Raw genomic sequence first — 17,580 nt, forward strand, 5'->3', positions numbered from 1 at the left:
TCTGCAGTCGGCATTGTTCACGTTGAATGCAATCCTCCGTCCATCCCCGGCCGGAGGCAACTCGCTAGGCGAGGTAGTCGGCGAGGACGACGGCATGGTTGTGCACTTCGTCCCTGGCGCCGTAGACGAGCGTGACGACCGGATGCTGGCCGGTCAGGTCACGGAGGTCGCGGACGGCGCTGTTCTGCTCGAGTTCGGCGACATAGCGCACCCGGAATTCGGCGAAACGCGCCGGATCGTGGCCGAACCACTCGCGGAGCTGCGGAGTCGGCGCCACCTCCTTCGCCCAGAGATCGATCGCCGCACGGCCTTTGGAGACACCGCGTGGCCAGAGCCGGTCGACGAGGACCCGGAAGCCGTCCTGCGGTTCCGCAGAGTCGTACGCCCGCTTGAGCTGGATCGTCATGCGTCCACGGTAACGCGTCGGCCAGGAGTACGGTGTCTGTCGTGATGCCGTCTCGTGAAGTCCTCGCCGCGTTCGGGGCGAGCGAGACGCCTGTGGCCCTCCCCGGCGGTCGCGGAAAGTCGTGGCGGAGCGGATCCCTCGTCCTCAAGCCGATCGACACCCCGCTCGAAGCGCTGGACTGGATGGATGTGACAGTGCGCGCCGCTTCGGTCGGAGGCATGCGGCTCTCGCTCCCCGTCCGGAGCGAGAGCGGCGCGCTGCTCGTCGACGGGTGGACGGCGTTCCCGTTCCTCGAGGGGAGCCATCCCGTCGGGGACTGGCAGCTGCGAGCGGAGGTCGCACGACTGTTCGCCTCGACGCTTTCGCCTCTCCCCCGACCGTCCTTCCTCGGCGTGCCGCGCACGCATGCCTGGGCGCAGGCCGATCGCATGGCCTGGAAGGAGGAAGCACTGGATGCCGCGCCACCGTTCGGCGACTCGCTGGCCGCCCTGTTGGAGGCGTGGCGCCCGGTGTCGGCCCGGGACACCCTCATCCACGGCGATATCACTGGAAACGTCGTGGTCGCGCCCGGGCTCGCGCCCGCCGTCATCGATCTCACGTTCTATTGGCGTCCGGTCGAATACTCCGTCGCCATCCTCGCGGTCGACGCGGTGTGTTTCGAGGATGCCCCGCTCGCGCTGCTGCAGACGATCGACCCCCACCCGGATTTCGACCAGTTCCTGGTCAGGGCGGTGCTGTTCCGCATGGGAACGGACGCGCTGCTGAAGGTGGCCGACACCGGCCGCTACCGCGAAGCCGCTGCGTTCATCCTCGAGCGGGCCGGGAGGCGTCGTGAAGCTGAAGCTTGACCTGCACGAGATCTACAACAACGGCGCCGAGATCGATCGGGCGCTGCGCGCGATCATCGACGAGGCGGTCGCCAAGAAGGCGCCCCTGGTCGAGATCATTCCCGGCAAAGGGTCCGGCCAGCTGAAGAAGCGGGTGCTCCGCTTTCTCGACCAGAAAGAGATCAAGGCGCTCTACCACCGGGTCGAGAAGGACACCGACAATTTCGGGCGGATCTTCGTGCACTTCCGCTGGAAGTGAGGTGGGCTCCATTCCGGCTCGGCTACGGGGACGCGGGGAACGACTGGCGCGCGACGACGACGATGATCAACCCGGCGAGCACCAATGCCGCACCGACGTAGGGCAGCCAGCCGATTCCCGGGCCGGCCAGCACAGCCGCTCCGATCGCCGCACCTCCGCCGATACCGATGTTCGCCGTCGAATTGACGAGCGCGCCGATCACTTCGGGTGACGCACCCCAGGTGCGGATCGCCGCCGTCTGGAACACGGAGGCCACGCCCCCGAAGCCCGCACCCCAGAGCGCTGCGGCCGCCACGACGCCGGCCAGGGCAGGGAACATCGCGCCGAGCGCAATCAGCCCGACGGTGATGACGCCGAGCAGGAGGGTCACCGTCACGCGCGGGCGACGATCGAGGTTCGCTCCTGCGAACCAGAGACCGAGCAGGCCGACGGCTCCGACCCCGAGGAGGACGGGACCGACGCCGGCAGCTGAGAGGCCGGCCGTCAGCAGGAGGACCGAGATGTAGGTGTAGACCGTGAACTGTCCGAGGTAGACGACCGCATTCACCGTCGAGACGATCGCCAGCCGCACTCGGCGCAGCGCCGCTCCCGCTCCCTTGTGGCTGCTCCCTCCACCAGGCACGGCGGGCAGAAGCAGAGCCACGATCACGACCGTGACCGCGCAGACGCCCGCCAGCACACCGAACGCGGCCCGCCATCCCAACGCCGTTCCCAGCGAGGTCGACAAGGGCACGCCCAGCACGAAACCAGCGGATGCTCCGGCTGTGACGAGAGCGAGGGCGCGGCCCGTGAAGGCCGGCTGCACCAGGCGGGAGGCGTACCCGATGCTGACCGAGAAGAACAGTGCGTGGGCGATGCCGCCGAGCGCACGGCCGGCGGCGAGCACGGCGAAATTCGGCGCGACGGCGACGAGGGCGTTGCTCACGGTGTATGCGACCAGCGTGACCAGAAGGAGGCCCTTGCGTGAGAAGCGTGCCGTCGAGAGGGTCAGCGGCACGGCGAGAGCCGCGACCATGAACGCGTAGACCGTGACGAGAAGCCCCGTGATCGAGTCGGACACCCCGACCGCAGCGCCCATCGGCCGGAGAAGGCCGACCGGAAGCATCTCCGTCGTGACGGCGAGGAAGGTCGCAACGGTCAGCGCGACGAGACCCCCAGCGGCGGTGCGCACGGTTCCGGGTCGCCAGACCGACGCGACAGGCATGAAGCGATGCTAGCGCGCTGAGGGTAAGCCGGAATTCGTCAGTCGTCCAGCGAGAGGATCCGCCGGGCGTTCTCTGCGTAGACCGCGGCGAGCGCCTGCGCATCCAGCCCGAGCGCAGACACCGTCCATCGTCCCTGCGGAGGTATCGCCTCATCCGGCGCGTAATCGAACGACTCGTCCTCCGTCTCGAGAAAGCGGAAGTAGAGCGCGTACGCCTCAGCGGAGACGGGGTAGATGTCGGTGCCGAACAGGACACGTTCAGGGAATCGCCTCACGAGTGCGGCGAACCTGCGCGGCTGCCGACCGATCTCGGCCATCCGGCCGCCCATGTCGACGTGGAAGTTCGGAGCCTGCTCGAAGAGTCGTTCGACCCAATCCAGGTCTTCGCCGACACAGCCGACATGCGCACCGATGTAGGTGGTTCCGGGTGTCGCGATCACGAGCCGCGCTAACCCGTCGACCAGCCGGTCGAACGTCGGGTAGACGTCCGTGTCGCCGAACCACCAGTCCCGCTGGCCGCGCAACTCGTCGATGCGCTCGTTGGTCTCGTCGAGCGGGGCGAAGAACGCCTTCGGGTCCGCGACATGGATGAGCACCGGCAGTCCCAGACGACCCGCGTGCTCGAGCACCCGGATCACACGAGGATCGTCAGGCAGGATCAGTGCCCCGTCGCTGTCCCGAACGGACAGTCCGAGGTTCTTCCAGACCTTCACACCACGCGCCCCCCGCCGCTTGCTGTCGTCGAGGGATGCGATCAACCGGTCGGCCCCGTCGGGTTCGGCCAGCTTCGCCCACTCGAGCTGGCAGAAGGTGGCGAAACGCCCGGGGTAGGCGGCGTCGTATCGCTCGATGTTCTCACTGAGCTCATCCCCCCACATCCCGTCGAGGTTGACGAGCGTCCTCACGTTCGATTCGTCCATGATGTCGATCAGATCCGACACGTCGTCGTACATCCACTCTCCATCGTTCAGCCAACGGCCGAGGTGATTGTGAACGTCGACGGACGGCACGGCGCTGCGTGGGACATCTGTCGCAGGCACGCTCAGTTGCGAGCGCGGCGTCCAGGACTTCAATTGCAAGGCTTCGAGTTCATCCCAGTCGGATTGATTCACGCGAGTTCCATCCCTTTCACAGTTCACTTGTTCGAACGTCAGCCTTTGATGCCGCTGGAAGCGATGCCTTCCAGCATGTTCTTCTGGAAGATCACGAAAAGCAGGATCATCGGGATGCTGGCCAGAAGAGACCCGGCCATCAAAACGGGGTAGTTCGTCAGGAACTGCCCCTGCAGAGTGGCGAGGCCTGCTGACAGAGGCATCTTCTCGGGATCGTTGTTCACCACCAGTGGCCACAGCAGATCGTTCCACGACCAGATGGCCGTGAGGATCCCGAGCGCCAGCATCCCGTTCTTCGCAAGCGGAAGCATGACGCGCCAGAAGACCTGGAACGGGTTCGCTCCGTCGAGCCTGGCGGCATCGTCCAACTCCTGCGGCAGCTGCATGAAGAACTGACGCATCAGGAACGTACCGAACGCGCTGAAGATACCCGGGAGGGCCAGGGCGGCCACCGTGTTCAGCAGGCCGAGAGACTGCATGATCTCGTACTGGGAGAGCAGAAAGAGCTGCGAGGGGATCATCAAGACGGAGAGGAACAGGATGAAGATGGCGTTCTTTCCGGGGAATTGGAGCCTCGCGAATGCGTAACCGGCGGCAGCGCAGAAGAACACCTGGCCAACCGTGCGGGCGACTGTCATCGCGACCGTGTTGAAGAATTGCTCACCGAACGGCAAGGACTGGAACACACTCACGTAGTTGTTCCATTCGAACGTCGGGAGCAGCTTCGGGGGCAGCGCCGTCGCATCCGCATAGGTCTTCAGAGAGGTGGAGAATTCCCAGAAGAACGGCACGACCATCACGATGGCGCCGACGATCAGGATGACGTGAACGAAAGTGTTCCCGTTCGACGATCGTTTCACCGAACGCTGTGGCCGAGCCAACCGAGCGACATCAGCCATAGTGGACCCACCTCTTCTGGACGCGGAACTGGAACAGGGTGATGATCAGGATCAGTGCGAGGAGAACGAAGGCGATGGCGGCCGCGTACCCGCCCTGACCCTGGATGATTCCCTTCTGATAGAAGAGGAAGACCACCGTCTCCGATTTCGCGAGCGCAGGGCTGTCCTTGCCGATCATCAGATAGATCAGGTCGAACGCCTGGAGCGAGTTGATCACCGTGATCACCGTCACGAAGAACGTCGTCGGCGTCAGAAGGGGAATCGTAATCCGGAAGAATTGGCGGATCTTCCCAGCCCCGTCGATGGACGCTGCTTCGTAGTAGTCGGACGGAATCGACTGCATCCCCGCGAGGAACAGCACCATGTTGTAACCGACGGAACTCCAGATCGAGACGATGCCGATCGCGTAGATCGCGGTGCTCGAATCGGACAGCCAGTGCTGACCTTCGATGCCGAACAATCCCAGGAACCAGTTGATCAGGCCGTAGTCGCCGTTGTACAACAGTCGCCAGATCAGACCGATCGCGGCGGGCAGCGTCACCACGGGCAGGAAGTACAGCGTGCGGTAGACGCTGACGCCCCGCAGACCCTTGCGGTTGAGCAGCGCCGCCAGCCCGATCGACAGCGGCACACTGATCAGCGTCATCGCCGTGAAGATGAACGTGTTGATCAGCGATTGCCCGAGTTCAGGGTCCTGAAAGACCTGCAGATAGTTCGTCAGGCCGCTCCAGGTGTGCCCGCCGAACGATCCCCACGTGGTGAAGGAGAAGAAGAAGGTCTGGAACGTCGGCCAGATGGAGAAGACGCCCAACCCGATCGCTGTCGGTGCGATGAGGATGAATGCCCAGAAGGTCTCCCCCTTGCGGAGAGCGTTCCTCTTCTTCCGAGGTCCGTCCGGGCGGAGCACCGGCGTCGTGGGCCGGTGCTCCGGTGCCGTGACGAGTGTTTCCGTCATACGGCGTCACGCCCTATTTCTGTTCCGCGGCGAGTGCCGTGTTCATCATCGCGGTGACGTTCTTGGCGGCGGTCTCCACAGACTCGTCACCGGTCCACGCCTTGTCGAACTCCTTGGTCGCGGCGTCCTGCCAGACAGCGGTGTTGAGCGAAGCAGGGTAGGCCGTCGCCGTCTTCAGCGCGTCGACGAAGACACTGAGGTTGTAGTTGGGCAACGACTTCGCCCAGACTTCCGCGGTGCCGTTGTACGCCGGGATGACGGTGCCGGTCTCAGCCTGGATATCAGCCGCCCGCTTGGACCCGAGGAACTTCAGGAAGGCCCAGGCCTGGTCGGGGTGCGCCGTCTTGGCAGACATAACGTTTGCCAGTCCGTTGGTGACACCGCCGGCCTGTGAACCCTTGGGCATCGGCGCGACCTGCGCGTTCGCCTTCGCGTACGGCACACCGTTGAACTGTGTCGCCGCCCACGACCCCTCGTAGATCATCGCGACCTTGCCCGACTGGAACATCGTGTCCGGGTCGGTGTCCGTCATCTGCTGGAGGGTCGGCGAGACCTTGTACTTGTTGATCAGGTCGACCCAGAACTGCACGCCCGCGATCGCTTCGGGCGTGTCGTAGCCGGACTTCTTCTTGTCCGGCGAAATGACGTAGCCTCCGGCCTGGGGAATCGTCGAATAGTAGCTCTGCTGTGCCGCATCCTGTGCTGCGATGCCATACACGCCCTTCGCCGGATCGGTCAGCTTCTTCGCCGCCGTGATGAGATCCTGCTGCGTCCAGTCCGCCGTCGGCACGGGAACTCCCGCGTCCGCGAAGAGTTTCTTGTTGTACCAGAGGCCGATCGCATCGACATCCTTGGGGATGCCGAATACCTTGCCGTCCCAGCTGTCCGCCTTGACCTGAGCCTGCACGTAGTTGCTCATGTCCATCTTGTCTGCGTCGATGCGGTTCTGCAGCGACGCGATCGCGCCGCCGTTCGCGTAGTTCGGCAGGTTTGCATCGTTCATCCAGAACACGTCGGGCGCACTCCCGCCGGTGGCGGCCGTCTGGAGTTTCGTCCAGTAGGTGTCCCACGGCGTGACCTGGATCTTCACCTGGATGTTCGGGTTCTGCTTCTCGAACTCGTCCACGATCTTCTGCATGGCGGGCTTCTGCGGCGCATCCCAGATCGCATAGCTCAGCGTGACCTTGTCGGAACCTGCGTTCCCGGAGCATCCGGCCAGGGCGAGCGAGACGGATGCCGCGGCGGCCAGCACGACCACGATTCGCCTTCGGGCAGAGCGGCTACGCATTGGATGCTCGGGGTTCGAAAGTTTCATGATCTTGAGGTCTCCTTTGATTCGCAAGAGGGCGCCAGCGAGCCGCGCGGGTCTCTCTGAAATGAGAGCCCGACACGACGATGGGCGGCTGTTCGGGTAATCCTGAGGTGCGCCGACAAACGTTGGCAAGCGATTTTGCCTAAACACTCAGTTCATGTGATCACTTCGATGTTCAAAGCGCGCAGTCCAATTGAGCGATCTCGCACATTCCGTTGCGCCGCCAGCGACGGGTGTCAAAGACTGTTGCCACATCCACCGTCGGCAAGGAGAACGCAGTGTGAACAATCCGCTCGCCGACATCGCGCTTCGTGACTTTCGCCCACGCCCCGCCGTTCGTCTCGCCGCACATCACCCTGCACGTGCGACGGCACCCGTGGTGGACATCCACAACCATCTCGGCCGCTGGCATGACGGCGACTGGCGCGTGGCCGACATCCCGGCACTGGTCGGACTCATGGACGACTGCAATGTCGCAACCATCGTCAATCTCGACGGCTGCTGGTCTGATGAACTCGAGCTGAACCTCGACCGGTACGACCGGCAGTATCCGGGTCGCTTCCTGACGTTCGCGCGACTGGACTGGACGGACACCGCCACGGCGGGCTGGCCTGAACGCTTCGCCGCGTCCATCCGCGACTCCGCTCGCCGGGGGGCGAAAGGTCTGAAGCTGTGGAAAGACATCGGCCTTCGTGTGCGCGATGAGAACGGCGAGCTCATTTTCCTCGACGACACCAGGCTGGAGCCGGTCTGGACCGCGATCGCCGAATGCGGGCTGCCCGTTCTGGTTCACACCGCGGACCCTGCTGCGTTCTTCGAGCCCCTCGACGAGACGAACGAGCGCTTGGAGGAATTGCTCGAGCACCCGGATTGGCACTTCTACGGCCCCGACGTGCCGACCCTCTCGCGTCTTTTGAGCGCTCTCGAGAACGTGGTCGCCGCGCATCCTTCGATCACCTTCATCGGAGCCCACGTCGGCTGCTACGCAGAGGACCTCGACTGGGTGGACCGGATGCTGACCGACTACTCGAACTTCTTCATCGACATCGCCGCGCGGATCGCAGAGTTGGGCCGTCAGCCCCGCCGAGCGAAACAGCTGATCGAACGTCACCCTTCCCGGGTGCTTCTCGGAAGCGACGTCTCACCGCCGACCGCAGAGGCCTACGCCACGTACTTCCGGTTTCTGGAGACGGCCGACGAGTATTTCCCCTACACGAATGAGGATCCACCTGACACCGGTCGCTGGAACATCTCCGCTCTCGACCTGAACGAGGCTCAGATCGAGGCTGTCGAGGGCGGCAACGCGCGAGCGCTCCTCGCCGAACAACTCGTGTCCGGGACTCCGCACGGTGTCGGAGTGGACGTCTAGAGGAACAGCGAGCGACGGCGAGTCTCAGCGGATCCGAGGTCAGGCTTTCGACGTCAGCCAGTCGGCGGCGATCCATTCTGCGACCGCGTCGGTGTCGTGGTGATCGAGCACTCCGGTGGCGATCGCCTTCAGCTCCGGCACCGCGTTCGCTATCGCGTAGCCCTCGTCGGCGATCGTGAACATCGGGACATCGTTGTGGCTGTCGCCGAAGACGACGATCCGGTCGGCTGCGAGTCTGGCGGCGAGTCGGGTGATCGCTGCCGCTTTCGTCCCGTCGGGGCTATGGAACTCGAACCAGTCCAAGCCCGGGGTGTGCGCATCCTCGCTGAGGAAGTGCGCCGCAAGATCGAGCACGGGCGCCAGACCCGACCTGTAGGCGACGAGCGCCGGCCGCGGCGCGAGCGTCGCGACGTAGAACACCGAGCGGTGATCTGCCGGGTCGTCCGGCGTGATCGGCCGGAGTCGTCTGTCCCCTTCGCGGTAACCGACGAACCGCGCCGTGCCCGGTGTCATACCCGAGGGATCCCAGCGCAGCCAGTCCCGGCCGTCCTCGAATGTGTGGAGGATCGGCTGCACGCCGTCATGGCGCTCGCTCTCCGCGACCGCGTGTTCGACGACTTCTGCCGGTAGCAGCCGCACGTCGATAGGCACGCCCGTCTCCGCGTCGGCGACGATCGTGCCGCCGTAAGTGATGACCGGCAACGCGATGCGGAGCGATTCTGTGGCCTTCCGCGAGGATGCGAAGGAGCGGGCGGTCGCATAGGTGATGAGTCCGCCCTCGGCGATGACCTCGTTCAGCAACGCTGCTGAACGCGCACTGACGGAGTCGTCTGACCGCAGAAGCGTTCCGTCGAGGTCCGAGACGTAGAGCGTCCGCCCCGTTTCGCGAGTATCCATAAGGCTCCCCCTCTGATCGACCAGTAAACACCTCGCCTCAATGTGTTGTCGTCCAGGCGTTGCAGTCGGATTTGAGAATCGATGGAGGCGTGCAATCACTCAGACGGCAGTCGAGCCAATTCTCCGAGTCCAATCACCGCCGCAACAGGTTTGAGCAGCGCGATCTCCCCACATCGGTAATCTGCCCCACGTCGGAGCCGCGCGGCGAGGTCCGGCCGAAGCTTCCGTCATCCCCGAATGTTGGTCGATCACGTGCCGGCCATAAGCCAATCCTCGAAGCGCCGACGTCGTCGAACTCACGCCGCAGGTACTTCGGAGCCTGCACACGCCACGCCTCCGTGACGAGTTCGGCGAGATGGTCCTCCTCGATGCCGGCCATGCGGAATGCGACCTTCGGCTCGCCCCAAGGGGTCGTGGTGCGCAGGAACACGTTGGGCGCCATTTCGACAAGGGCGAGCGCGTCCAGGCTGTCGGCGACCTTCACGCCGACGACGAGCTCGGTCGCAACTATCTCGCGTATGTCTGCGGGGATGCTCGGCCAAGGATGGCACTCCCACGCATACAGCTTGCCGCGAACGAACCAAGCGGCACCGCCTGTCGTCGCGCGCTCCTCGCTACCGGGCAACCCAACGGCGGTCCGGCGCAGGTCGTCGAGGGTAGCCACACTGTGAGCCTATGGCGCACTACCGACATGAGGTCGCGAGCAGGTCCGTCTGCGTGAGTATCTCGGGCCTGAGAGGATGATGGACCCATGCCCGCTGTTCACCGTCCCGGCCTTCGGGTCGGCCCCGGACTCACGATCCCTGAGTCCGAGTTGGCTTGGCGGTTCTCGCGGTCATCGGGTCCCGGCGGGCAGGGTGTCAACACTGCCGACTCTCGGGCGGAACTCGTGTGGGATGTGTCAGGCTCCGCCGTTCTCTCGCCGTCCCAGCGGGAGAGACTCCTCGAGCGTCTGAGCAGTCGCCTCGTCGACGGAACGCTCGCGATCGCGGCATCCGAGCACCGCGCGCAATTGCGCAACAGGGAAGCTGCCCGCGCCCGGCTGGCCGAAATCGTGGCAGACGCCCTCCGGCCGCCAGAACCGTCGCGAAAACCGACGAGGCCGAGTCGCGGTGCCGAGCAACGGCGTTTGGACGCGAAGAAGCGGCGCACCGACGTCAAGCGACTGCGTCGCCCTCCTCACGACTGACCACGTGCTGGTGCAACCAACTCCGTAGCGGTGCAGGTGACCCCCTATGGGGCGGCACTAGTTTTAGGTATTTTGTGGCTTCGTCCGACGCTGGATACTGATGTGATCGAACGCAGTCACATGAGAAGACGCCAACCGCGCCGCACCCGAGCCGCCGAAAGCTGAACCGAAATGCCGACAACCGACACCATCACCGCCGACCCGAACGTCGCCGTCGCCGAAGACCTCTGTGGCTTCTTCGCCTCACCTCACCCGCACCTGTGGGAGTACACGAACGGGCATCTGGTGTGTGCGTACTGCGACTTCAAGCAGTCGCTCTCGTCGTAAGCGTTTGTCAAAGAACTCGACCGGCAAAAACGGGCTGAACAGTGTCTCTCGACAGCGCCGCGGAATCGTGTTCGCGATGGGAGATTGCACGTGTAGTGCCACGACGCATTGCTAGGAGAAACCCTCGGAGCCCATCGAGACAGGGTTCACGGGGCTTCACTATGGCGGTACCGGTGGGATTTGAACCCTGATTCGGGCGCCTGATGCCGTTGGTTCTGGTCGAACTTCCGCGGAAAATCAGCGAAGGAGCCCACTCGATCTCAGATGGTTGTAGTCAAATACAACAACCAGTGGAGGTGGAAGTTTGAATTCCGTCGTGATAACGTTAAATCGATTTACTGAATCATAAGAATCAGGTATCTATCAATGAAGATCACCGAGATCGAGATCCGCGCCTGCAGAGATCCTCTGAGCGTGAGGGCGCGGTATTAGACCTGGCCATCTGGTCGCCGGCACACTGACAAACGGTTAGGCCCCCTGTCGACGGCGACCAGATGGTCAGCAACGCTACCGTGTTGGGGGTGCGGAGGTCGACTTTCGAAGGATGAGCTCGGGTGCCGGTGAATCTATCGTGGCGTGCGAGACGGTGCCGGAGCCGTTGGAAAGTGCAGTCACGGCCGAGGTCCCCAGGCGCCGGAGGGGCATCCTGACGGTCGTGATCGGCGGCCATGTCGCGTCGGCGTACCACACATCGTGGAGGGCGACGATGGAGATGTCGGAGGGAACGCGCAGTCCGTGTGCGTGGATCTCTGCGAGTACGCCGAGTGCCGCGTTGAGGTTGGCAACCACGAGTCCGGATGGCATCGGCCCCCGCTCGAGAAGGTCGCGCACCGCCTCGCGGCCGTCCTCTCCCGCATAGCCGCGGTCGGTCATCCAGGTTTCGCGAACGGCGAGGCCCGCGTCATGCATTGCAGCCCGGAAGCCGGCCTGTCGGCGGATGCCTGTTGCGCTTCCGACCGGGCTGCCCACGAACCCGATCCTGGTGTGACCAAGTGCGATCAGGTGTTCGACCGCTTTTGCGATACCCGCTCCATCGTCGAGGACGATCGTGCTCACCGGTCCGTCGGAAACTGAGTTGATCAACACGAGCGACGTACCAGGGACGATAAGCGCCTCCACGTCCGCCGGGGTGGTGCCGTCTGGTGGCTGCAGGATCGCACCGTCGATCCGGCCTTCGCCGACAAGGCCCCGAAGCCACCCGCGGTCCTCGTCGAGGCGTTCGGCGCGTCCGAGCACGATGGCGAGGTCTCTCGACGCCGCTTCCTCCTCGACACCCCGAGTGAGCTCTGCGAACACGGCGCTCGTGATGTCGGGCACGATGAGCGCGATTGTCCGCGTACGCGATGTCCTCAGCGATTTCGCTGCGTAGTTCGGGATGTAGTTGAGCTCCCGCGCCGCGGTGACGACCCGCTCGCGTGTTTCAGCAGATACTCGCAGGGCCGTATCGCCGGAGAGGATGCGCGAAACGGCGCCGGGAGAAACTCCGGCGCGCGCCGCGACATCACGCATCCTGACCATGACCAAATCACACCCTTACTGACGAAGGCCTGTACCGAGTTGCACGACCTCGTTGGTCTCCATCGACCGATAGAGCGCGTCGACGAGCTCGATCGTTCTCACGTTATCAGCGACGGAACTGCGCGGCTCGGCACCCGATCGGATCGCCTCGAACACCGAACCCATCGACCCGATGAACGCGTTCGGAAACCACCGCTGGGTCACGGGGTAGGGGATCCAGCCGTCGGTGCCGACTATCGAGCTGGTGACGTCGAGTGTGTCTGGGCGGCCGTTCGGGTAGTCGTACAGCAGGCCGAGCGTGCCCCTGATTGCTCCGTGTGAGCCTTCGATGCGGAACTCGGCGTAATTGTCACCGCCGCTGTTGGTGTGGTTTGCATGAACCAGGGCTGAGGCGCCGTTGGCGAAGGTGTACATGCTCATCGTGCGCGTCTCCCCAACGGGGAACTGCCCTGGCTTGCGACCGGCAACCGCGTAGACGGATGACGGCTCGCCCATGAACCAACGGACCGCGTCGTGATAGTGGATCGAATGGACCATGATCTCGAGCCGTTCCATAGAACGAGCCCACTCCCATTGCGTCCAGTCGGTGTCGATGTTGACGATGATCGAAAACGAGGTGAGCGATCCGAGCCAGCCCAGTTCGATCATCCGGTGGGCGGCGGCGATGCCCTCGTCGAACCGCATCTGTTGGTTGACCGCAGCTACGAGCCCGGACCGTTCCGCCAACGAGGCGAGTTCGCGTGCCGTGACCGGGTTGTCGGCGAACGGTTTCTGCGCGAGCACGTGCTTGCCCGCCGCGATAGCGGCAGAAAAGATCGGCGGCTGGGCGCTGACCGGGACCGCGATATCGACGACGACGGCATCACTGGCCAATAAGTCCTCGAGCGTTGCGAAGACCCGCGGAATGCCGTGGCGATCAGCCACCCGCTGCGCCCTATCGAGATCGGTGTCAGTGATTCCGATCACCTCGAGCCCAGCGATCGCATAGGCGGGCAGGTGGGCACCGTCTACGATGCCGCCGGCGCCGACGATCGCGATCGGTTGGCGATCCTCCGCCGGGATTTCAAGGCGGCAGTAGTCCGAGACGTCGGCGAAGAGGTCGATCATGCTGAAGCCTTCGCAACGAGGGGGTCACGATACTTGACGGTCTGGAGGTGTTCGCAATAGAGCACCAGTTGTTCGTCGTCGGCACGAAACACTTCGTACGAGACGACGAACAGGCCCATGTCGTCGTATTTCGGCTCCTTGCGAAGCAGAGTGCGCATCGTGTAAATGGTGTCGCCGACGAAGACCGGCTTGATGAACCGCAGCCGGTCGTACCCGTAGCTGAACGTGTTCACGTTGTTGTGTGCCATCAGGCCCATGCCGTAGCTGAAGACGAGTGCGCCCGGGACGATCCTCTTGCCGAAATGGCCTTCTTCACGCGCGAAGATGTCATCGGCAACGTACGGGTGGAGGTCGACGAGGAGGCTCGAGAACAGCATCATCTCGCCCTCTGAGATCGTGCGTCGAATGGAGCGATCGACCTCGCCGACTTCGTAGTCCTCGTAGAGCTGGACGTCTTGATTCCAGACCGGTACGGCGTTTCGGGCGGCGGGGTCGGTGTTCGGATTCTTCACTGGGTTCAGCCTTTCTCTGAGAACTCGGCGCGGATCGCGGCGGTGTGCTCGCCGAGCCTTGGCGCGCCCTTGCGGTGCTTGATCGGGTGCCCGTCGAAGCGCACCGGTGTCCGGGTCGTCTGGATGGCGACCGGGGCGCCGCCCGCGGCGTTCGGTCGTTCGGTCTCTTGAGCCATGTCGAGCGCCATGAAGCCGGGGTGCGAGACGAGTTCGGGCAGGCTGAGCACCGGAGCGCACCAGATATCGGCGGCATCGAGGATGCAGAGCCAGTGCTCGGTCGACTGCGTCGCCAAATGAGCTGCGAGTACTTGGGTGATTGCTGCCTGGTCGGTCCACCAGCTTTCGGGATCGGCGTACTCGTGGAGATCGAGACCGACGAGTGTTCCGAGTTCGGGCACCGGTGTCATTGCGATCGCGAGGTACCCGTTGGAGGTGGGATATACGCCATAAGGCGCTGGCAGGAACGCGTGCGCGGTGTTCTTCGCTCCGCGTCGAACCTCGATCGACGAATCCCCGAGGCGCGAACTCAACAGTTCGAACTGAAGGTCGAGCAGCGACTCCAACAGGCTCGTGTCGACGCGACCGCCGACACCCGTACGTTCACGTCGAAGCAGCGCGGCCGTGACACCGCTGGCCAGGTGGATGGATGCCATCACATCCGCGAGCGCGATACCTACTGGAACCGGCGGGTCGTCGGAGCTGCCGTTGAGCCAGGGAAGCCCCGATAGAGACTGGGCGAGCAGATCCTGCCCCGGCCGATCCTTCCACGGGCCCTGGTCCCCGTACCCGCTCACGCTTGCGTACACGACGCGCGGGTTCACAGCGGCGACGGCCTCATAGCCGAAGCCCAGGCGTTCCATGATTCCCGGCCGGAAGTTCTGTACGATCACGTCGGCCTTGGCTACGAGCGCACGAATTCCTTCAAGGTCGTCCTCATTCTTGAGGTCGGCGGCATAGCTTTCCTTGTTCCGGTTGGTGATGTGGAAGGAGAGGGTGTCGCCGTCCTCCACGATGCCGGCGAACGCGAGACGGCGACCGATGTCGCCGCTTTGAGGACGCTCGATCTTGATCACGCGGGCGCCCAGGTCGCCGAGGCGCATCGCCGCCATGGGCCCGGAGAGGAACTGGCTGAAGTCGAGTACGAGCATCCCGTCGAGGGGAAGCGCCGGCTGTGTCATGCGATGTCCAAGTTGTAGGCGCGGATGGCAGTGCGGTAGAAGATGTCGTCCTGTTCGTCAGGGCTGTAGCGGCCGATCACTTCGCGCTGCGCGAGCCAGACACCCTGGAAGTCGCCGGCCAGCGTGGACACGGGCCAGTCACTGCCGAGCATCATGCGATCGGAACCGAAAGACGCGAGGGCGTGGTCGACGTAGGGCTTCCAGTCCTGCCACGTCCAGTTGGCGGCGGAGGCGGTGTTCAGGCCGGAGATCTTCACATTCACGTTCGGTCGGCGGGCGGCGTCAGCGAGCAGCGACGCCCATGGCTCCCAGCCCTTATCCGCGATTGCCGGCTTTGCGAGGTGGTCGATCACGATCGTGAGATCCGGATGCCGGTCTGCGAGCTCGGCGACGGTCTCCAGGTGCTCCGGAACCACGCTGACCACGTCGAGAGCCAGCGAATGCTTCGGAAGCGCATTGATCGTCGCCTCCACGTCGTCGCGCAGCAGCCAGCGCGGGTCTGCATAGGTGTGGTTCAGCACGCGGACGCCGCAGACGGCCGGGGACTCAGCGTACAACTCGAGCGCTGCCGTCGCTTCGGCTTCGCGGTCGAGCGGCACCCAGGCCACGACGCCCTTGACCACCGGGACGCGCGCAGCGACACTCAGCATGTAGAAGGTGTCGTCATAGGTGTCAGTGGCCTGCACAAGAACGGTGTCGGTGATTCCAGCCGCGGCTACGTCGTCAGCGACATCCTCCGGGCCGAAGTCCGCATCGAGCGGCGCTCCGAAGGCGTCCAGCCATTCGTAGCGGCGCTCCGACGGTTTCCAGAGGTGCTGGTGAGTGTCGATCATGCGTGCCGGTTGATAAAGCGCGCTCATTGTTGTCTCTCCTTGCTGTGGGTACTGACCAGGTAACAATGCACAAAGGCGAGAACGATCTCGCCCCGTTGATTTCGGACTTCGACGGTCTCCTCGACGATGCCGAACTCGTCCGGGCGCTTCGGATACGGGCGGGTTGCCGTGATGGCGCTGCGCGACGTGATGGTGTCGCCGATGTGGACGGGTTTCACGAATCGGACACGGTCGTATCCGTAGCTCACGGCGTTCTCATCGACTTCCCCGGCGAGCAATCCGACCGCGATCGACAGGATGAGAGTGCCGTGTGCGATCCGCTGACCCCCGGGAAGTGTCTTCGCGAACTCGGCATCCATGTGGTGGGGGTAGAAATCTCCGGATTGCCCCGCGTGCAACACGATGTCAGCTTCTGTGACGGTCCGCCCTCGGCTGCGTCGCGCCGTTCCCAACTCGAACATTTCCATGATGGTCATCGGATGTCCTCCCTCAGGTGCACTCCCGGAAGACGTTCGATACGGTCGAGGACTGTGTCGTCGACTTTGCGGGCAATGATGGCGTCGCGCACGATGTGCGACAACGCGAATTGGAGATCGGGCCAGCCCAGGACACGGGGTCGCACCCATGCGTTCTCCAGCGTCCTGAGCGTGTTCCGGAAGAACCCGTGGGTGAGCTGGTTGGTTCGATCGCTCTTCCACGCCCGAAGGTTTCCGGGCTGCCCGCCGCCGATGGTGTACTCGTTCGATTGCAGTTCGGATCCGGCGAGTGCGGCGGCGACGGCAATGGCCTGCTCCGGGTGGGCGCTCGACGCGGACACTGCAATACCCGCACCTCCCAGCGTGGAACCGGTTGCTCGGCCGTCGAACGAAGTGATGTCGTCGTAGGCGAGTAGACGTCGTCGGAACCCGCTACGTGAGTAGTTCGAGTATCCGTAAAGCCCGATGCCGACGCTGTAATCGTCGCCGTCGATGAGCGCTTCGGCCACATCGATAGGATTCGCATCGGCACACCACCCGGGCACGGAGTCAGCCAGCCGGATCATGAATTCGAGCACGTCTCCGGCGGCCGCGCGATCGACGAATCGCTTCCGGGTGGCCAGAGGTTCGCCCCATTGAGCGAGCAGTGTTGCGAACGTGCTGAACGCATCCACCGGCTTCCACGGCCACAGCAGCTTGCCCCGCCTGGCGAGCTCGAGCACATCCGACCAATATGTGGGGCCCCCGTCGCACAGGTCCGGCCGGAACGCGCTCACCTGCGCAGCTGCGTCGATCGCGAAGGCCCACTGCGCCTCGTGGTATTTGTACGAGTCGTGGGACGCGCCGACGCTCTCGAGCTCCAGCGCCTCGTTCTGAGGGGAATCGGTGAGAGGGAGGAGAGCTCCGGCTGCGACCGCATCCGCAACGTGGGGGTGGTCGATGACCATCAGGTCGAAGCCCGGGGCGAAATCGGCGATGTGCTGGTCACCGAAGGCGAGCAGTGAGCGTGCCTCCCACTCGATTACCACATTGTGGTGGTCGAGGAGCTGCAGTCCGGACCGGCGGAGCCCGCCAACGCCACGTGGGTGATCCCACGTCATTCCTTTGAGCACCAGCGGAGGTGCGATCGTCGACTTCATCGTCATGAGAGGGACCTTACGTTAAATCGATTTACCATGTCAAGTCGAGATAGATAACGAA

General features: G+C 64.0%; 20 protein-coding genes. 5 read left to right on the plus strand and 15 right to left on the minus strand.

Features of this window, described 5'->3' with window-relative positions; translation table 11 throughout:
- Positions 1-64: 64 nt before the first annotated feature.
- The gene (locus tag AAYO93_RS15480; RefSeq protein WP_345762056.1) at positions 65-406 is read right to left on the minus strand and encodes a DUF488 domain-containing protein; all 342 of its coding nucleotides are present in this window, start codon (positions 404-406) and stop codon (positions 65-67) included.
- A gap of 44 nt (positions 407-450) precedes the next feature.
- Here AAYO93_RS15480 and AAYO93_RS15485 point away from each other — a divergent pair, with 44 nt between their 5' ends.
- Positions 451-1,254 (plus strand): phosphotransferase, encoded by an 804-nt coding sequence (locus tag AAYO93_RS15485; protein ID WP_345764903.1) that lies wholly within the window; start codon positions 451-453, stop codon positions 1,252-1,254.
- Positions 1,238-1,492 (plus strand): Smr/MutS family protein, encoded by a 255-nt coding sequence (locus tag AAYO93_RS15490; RefSeq protein WP_345762057.1) that lies wholly within the window; start codon positions 1,238-1,240, stop codon positions 1,490-1,492. The genes AAYO93_RS15485 and AAYO93_RS15490 overlap by 17 nt, the downstream gene beginning before the upstream one ends.
- 22 nt (positions 1,493-1,514) lie before the next feature.
- On the opposite strand, the gene AAYO93_RS15495 is transcribed toward AAYO93_RS15490, so the two are convergent.
- Genes AAYO93_RS15495 through AAYO93_RS15515 form a run of 5 tightly spaced genes read right to left on the minus strand, consistent with a single transcriptional unit; the run spans position 1,515 to position 6,977 of the window.
- On the minus strand, positions 1,515-2,696 hold the full coding sequence (locus AAYO93_RS15495; protein ID WP_345762058.1) for an MFS transporter: 1,182 nt from the start codon (positions 2,694-2,696) through the stop codon (positions 1,515-1,517).
- Positions 2,697-2,734: 38 nt separating this feature from the next.
- On the minus strand, positions 2,735-3,808 hold the full coding sequence (locus tag AAYO93_RS15500) for an amidohydrolase family protein (RefSeq protein ID WP_345762059.1): 1,074 nt from the start codon (positions 3,806-3,808) through the stop codon (positions 2,735-2,737).
- A gap of 38 nt (positions 3,809-3,846) precedes the next feature.
- Positions 3,847-4,707, minus strand: coding sequence for a carbohydrate ABC transporter permease (locus AAYO93_RS15505; RefSeq protein WP_345762060.1), 861 nt, complete (start codon positions 4,705-4,707; stop codon positions 3,847-3,849).
- Positions 4,700-5,662 (minus strand): carbohydrate ABC transporter permease, encoded by a 963-nt coding sequence (locus AAYO93_RS15510; protein WP_345762061.1) that lies wholly within the window; start codon positions 5,660-5,662, stop codon positions 4,700-4,702. The genes AAYO93_RS15505 and AAYO93_RS15510 overlap by 8 nt, the downstream gene beginning before the upstream one ends.
- Positions 5,663-5,675: 13 nt before the next feature.
- Positions 5,676-6,977, minus strand: coding sequence for an ABC transporter substrate-binding protein (locus tag AAYO93_RS15515; RefSeq protein WP_345762062.1), 1,302 nt, complete (start codon positions 6,975-6,977; stop codon positions 5,676-5,678).
- 277 nt (positions 6,978-7,254) lie between these two features.
- Between AAYO93_RS15515 and AAYO93_RS15520 the strand changes: the two genes are divergently transcribed.
- The gene (locus AAYO93_RS15520; RefSeq protein WP_345762063.1) at positions 7,255-8,343 is read left to right on the plus strand and encodes an amidohydrolase family protein; all 1,089 of its coding nucleotides are present in this window, start codon (positions 7,255-7,257) and stop codon (positions 8,341-8,343) included.
- Positions 8,344-8,382: 39 nt separating this feature from the next.
- On the opposite strand, the gene AAYO93_RS15525 is transcribed toward AAYO93_RS15520, so the two are convergent.
- A complete protein-coding gene (locus AAYO93_RS15525; RefSeq protein WP_345762064.1) occupies positions 8,383-9,240 on the minus strand; it encodes an HAD-IIB family hydrolase in 858 nt (285 codons plus the stop codon).
- Positions 9,241-9,373: 133 nt separating this feature from the next.
- A complete protein-coding gene (locus tag AAYO93_RS15530) occupies positions 9,374-9,904 on the minus strand; it encodes an MmcQ/YjbR family DNA-binding protein (protein WP_345762065.1) in 531 nt (176 codons plus the stop codon).
- 87 nt (positions 9,905-9,991) lie between these two features.
- Here AAYO93_RS15530 and arfB point away from each other — a divergent pair, with 87 nt between their 5' ends.
- Together arfB and AAYO93_RS15540 are read left to right on the plus strand one after the other, a co-directional pair.
- On the plus strand, positions 9,992-10,429 hold the full coding sequence (gene arfB, locus AAYO93_RS15535; RefSeq protein ID WP_345762066.1) for an alternative ribosome rescue aminoacyl-tRNA hydrolase ArfB: 438 nt from the start codon (positions 9,992-9,994) through the stop codon (positions 10,427-10,429).
- A 171-nt stretch (positions 10,430-10,600) separates the two neighbouring features.
- Positions 10,601-10,756 carry a hypothetical protein gene (locus AAYO93_RS15540; RefSeq protein WP_345762067.1) on the plus strand — a complete coding sequence of 52 codons (156 nt, stop codon included), beginning with the start codon at positions 10,601-10,603 and terminating at the stop codon, positions 10,754-10,756.
- A 507-nt stretch (positions 10,757-11,263) separates the two neighbouring features.
- Here AAYO93_RS15540 and AAYO93_RS15545 read toward each other — a convergent pair.
- Genes AAYO93_RS15545 through AAYO93_RS15575 form a run of 7 tightly spaced genes read right to left on the minus strand, consistent with a single transcriptional unit; the run spans position 11,264 to position 17,525 of the window.
- Positions 11,264-12,274, minus strand: coding sequence for a LacI family DNA-binding transcriptional regulator (locus tag AAYO93_RS15545; RefSeq protein WP_345762068.1), 1,011 nt, complete (start codon positions 12,272-12,274; stop codon positions 11,264-11,266).
- A 15-nt stretch (positions 12,275-12,289) separates the two neighbouring features.
- Entirely contained in the window at positions 12,290-13,381 is a 1,092-nt protein-coding gene (locus AAYO93_RS15550) for a Gfo/Idh/MocA family protein (RefSeq protein WP_345762069.1), read from the minus strand.
- The gene (locus tag AAYO93_RS15555) at positions 13,378-13,893 is read right to left on the minus strand and encodes a MaoC family dehydratase (protein ID WP_345762070.1); all 516 of its coding nucleotides are present in this window, start codon (positions 13,891-13,893) and stop codon (positions 13,378-13,380) included. The genes AAYO93_RS15550 and AAYO93_RS15555 overlap by 4 nt, the downstream gene beginning before the upstream one ends.
- 5 nt (positions 13,894-13,898) lie before the next feature.
- Complete coding sequence (locus AAYO93_RS15560) at positions 13,899-15,071, minus strand: CaiB/BaiF CoA transferase family protein (RefSeq protein WP_345762071.1); 1,173 nt, start codon at positions 15,069-15,071, stop codon at positions 13,899-13,901.
- Positions 15,068-15,931 carry an amidohydrolase family protein gene (locus AAYO93_RS15565; RefSeq protein WP_345762072.1) on the minus strand — a complete coding sequence of 288 codons (864 nt, stop codon included), beginning with the start codon at positions 15,929-15,931 and terminating at the stop codon, positions 15,068-15,070. The genes AAYO93_RS15560 and AAYO93_RS15565 overlap by 4 nt, the downstream gene beginning before the upstream one ends.
- Positions 15,928-16,380 (minus strand): MaoC/PaaZ C-terminal domain-containing protein, encoded by a 453-nt coding sequence (locus tag AAYO93_RS15570; protein WP_345762073.1) that lies wholly within the window; start codon positions 16,378-16,380, stop codon positions 15,928-15,930. The genes AAYO93_RS15565 and AAYO93_RS15570 overlap by 4 nt, the downstream gene beginning before the upstream one ends.
- On the minus strand, positions 16,377-17,525 hold the full coding sequence (locus AAYO93_RS15575; protein ID WP_345762074.1) for an extracellular solute-binding protein: 1,149 nt from the start codon (positions 17,523-17,525) through the stop codon (positions 16,377-16,379). The genes AAYO93_RS15570 and AAYO93_RS15575 overlap by 4 nt, the downstream gene beginning before the upstream one ends.
- Positions 17,526-17,580: the final 55 nt, after the last annotated feature.

Source organism: Diaminobutyricibacter sp. McL0608 (genome assembly GCF_039613825.1).
Classification (GTDB): Bacteria; Actinomycetota; Actinomycetes; order Actinomycetales; family Microbacteriaceae; genus Diaminobutyricibacter.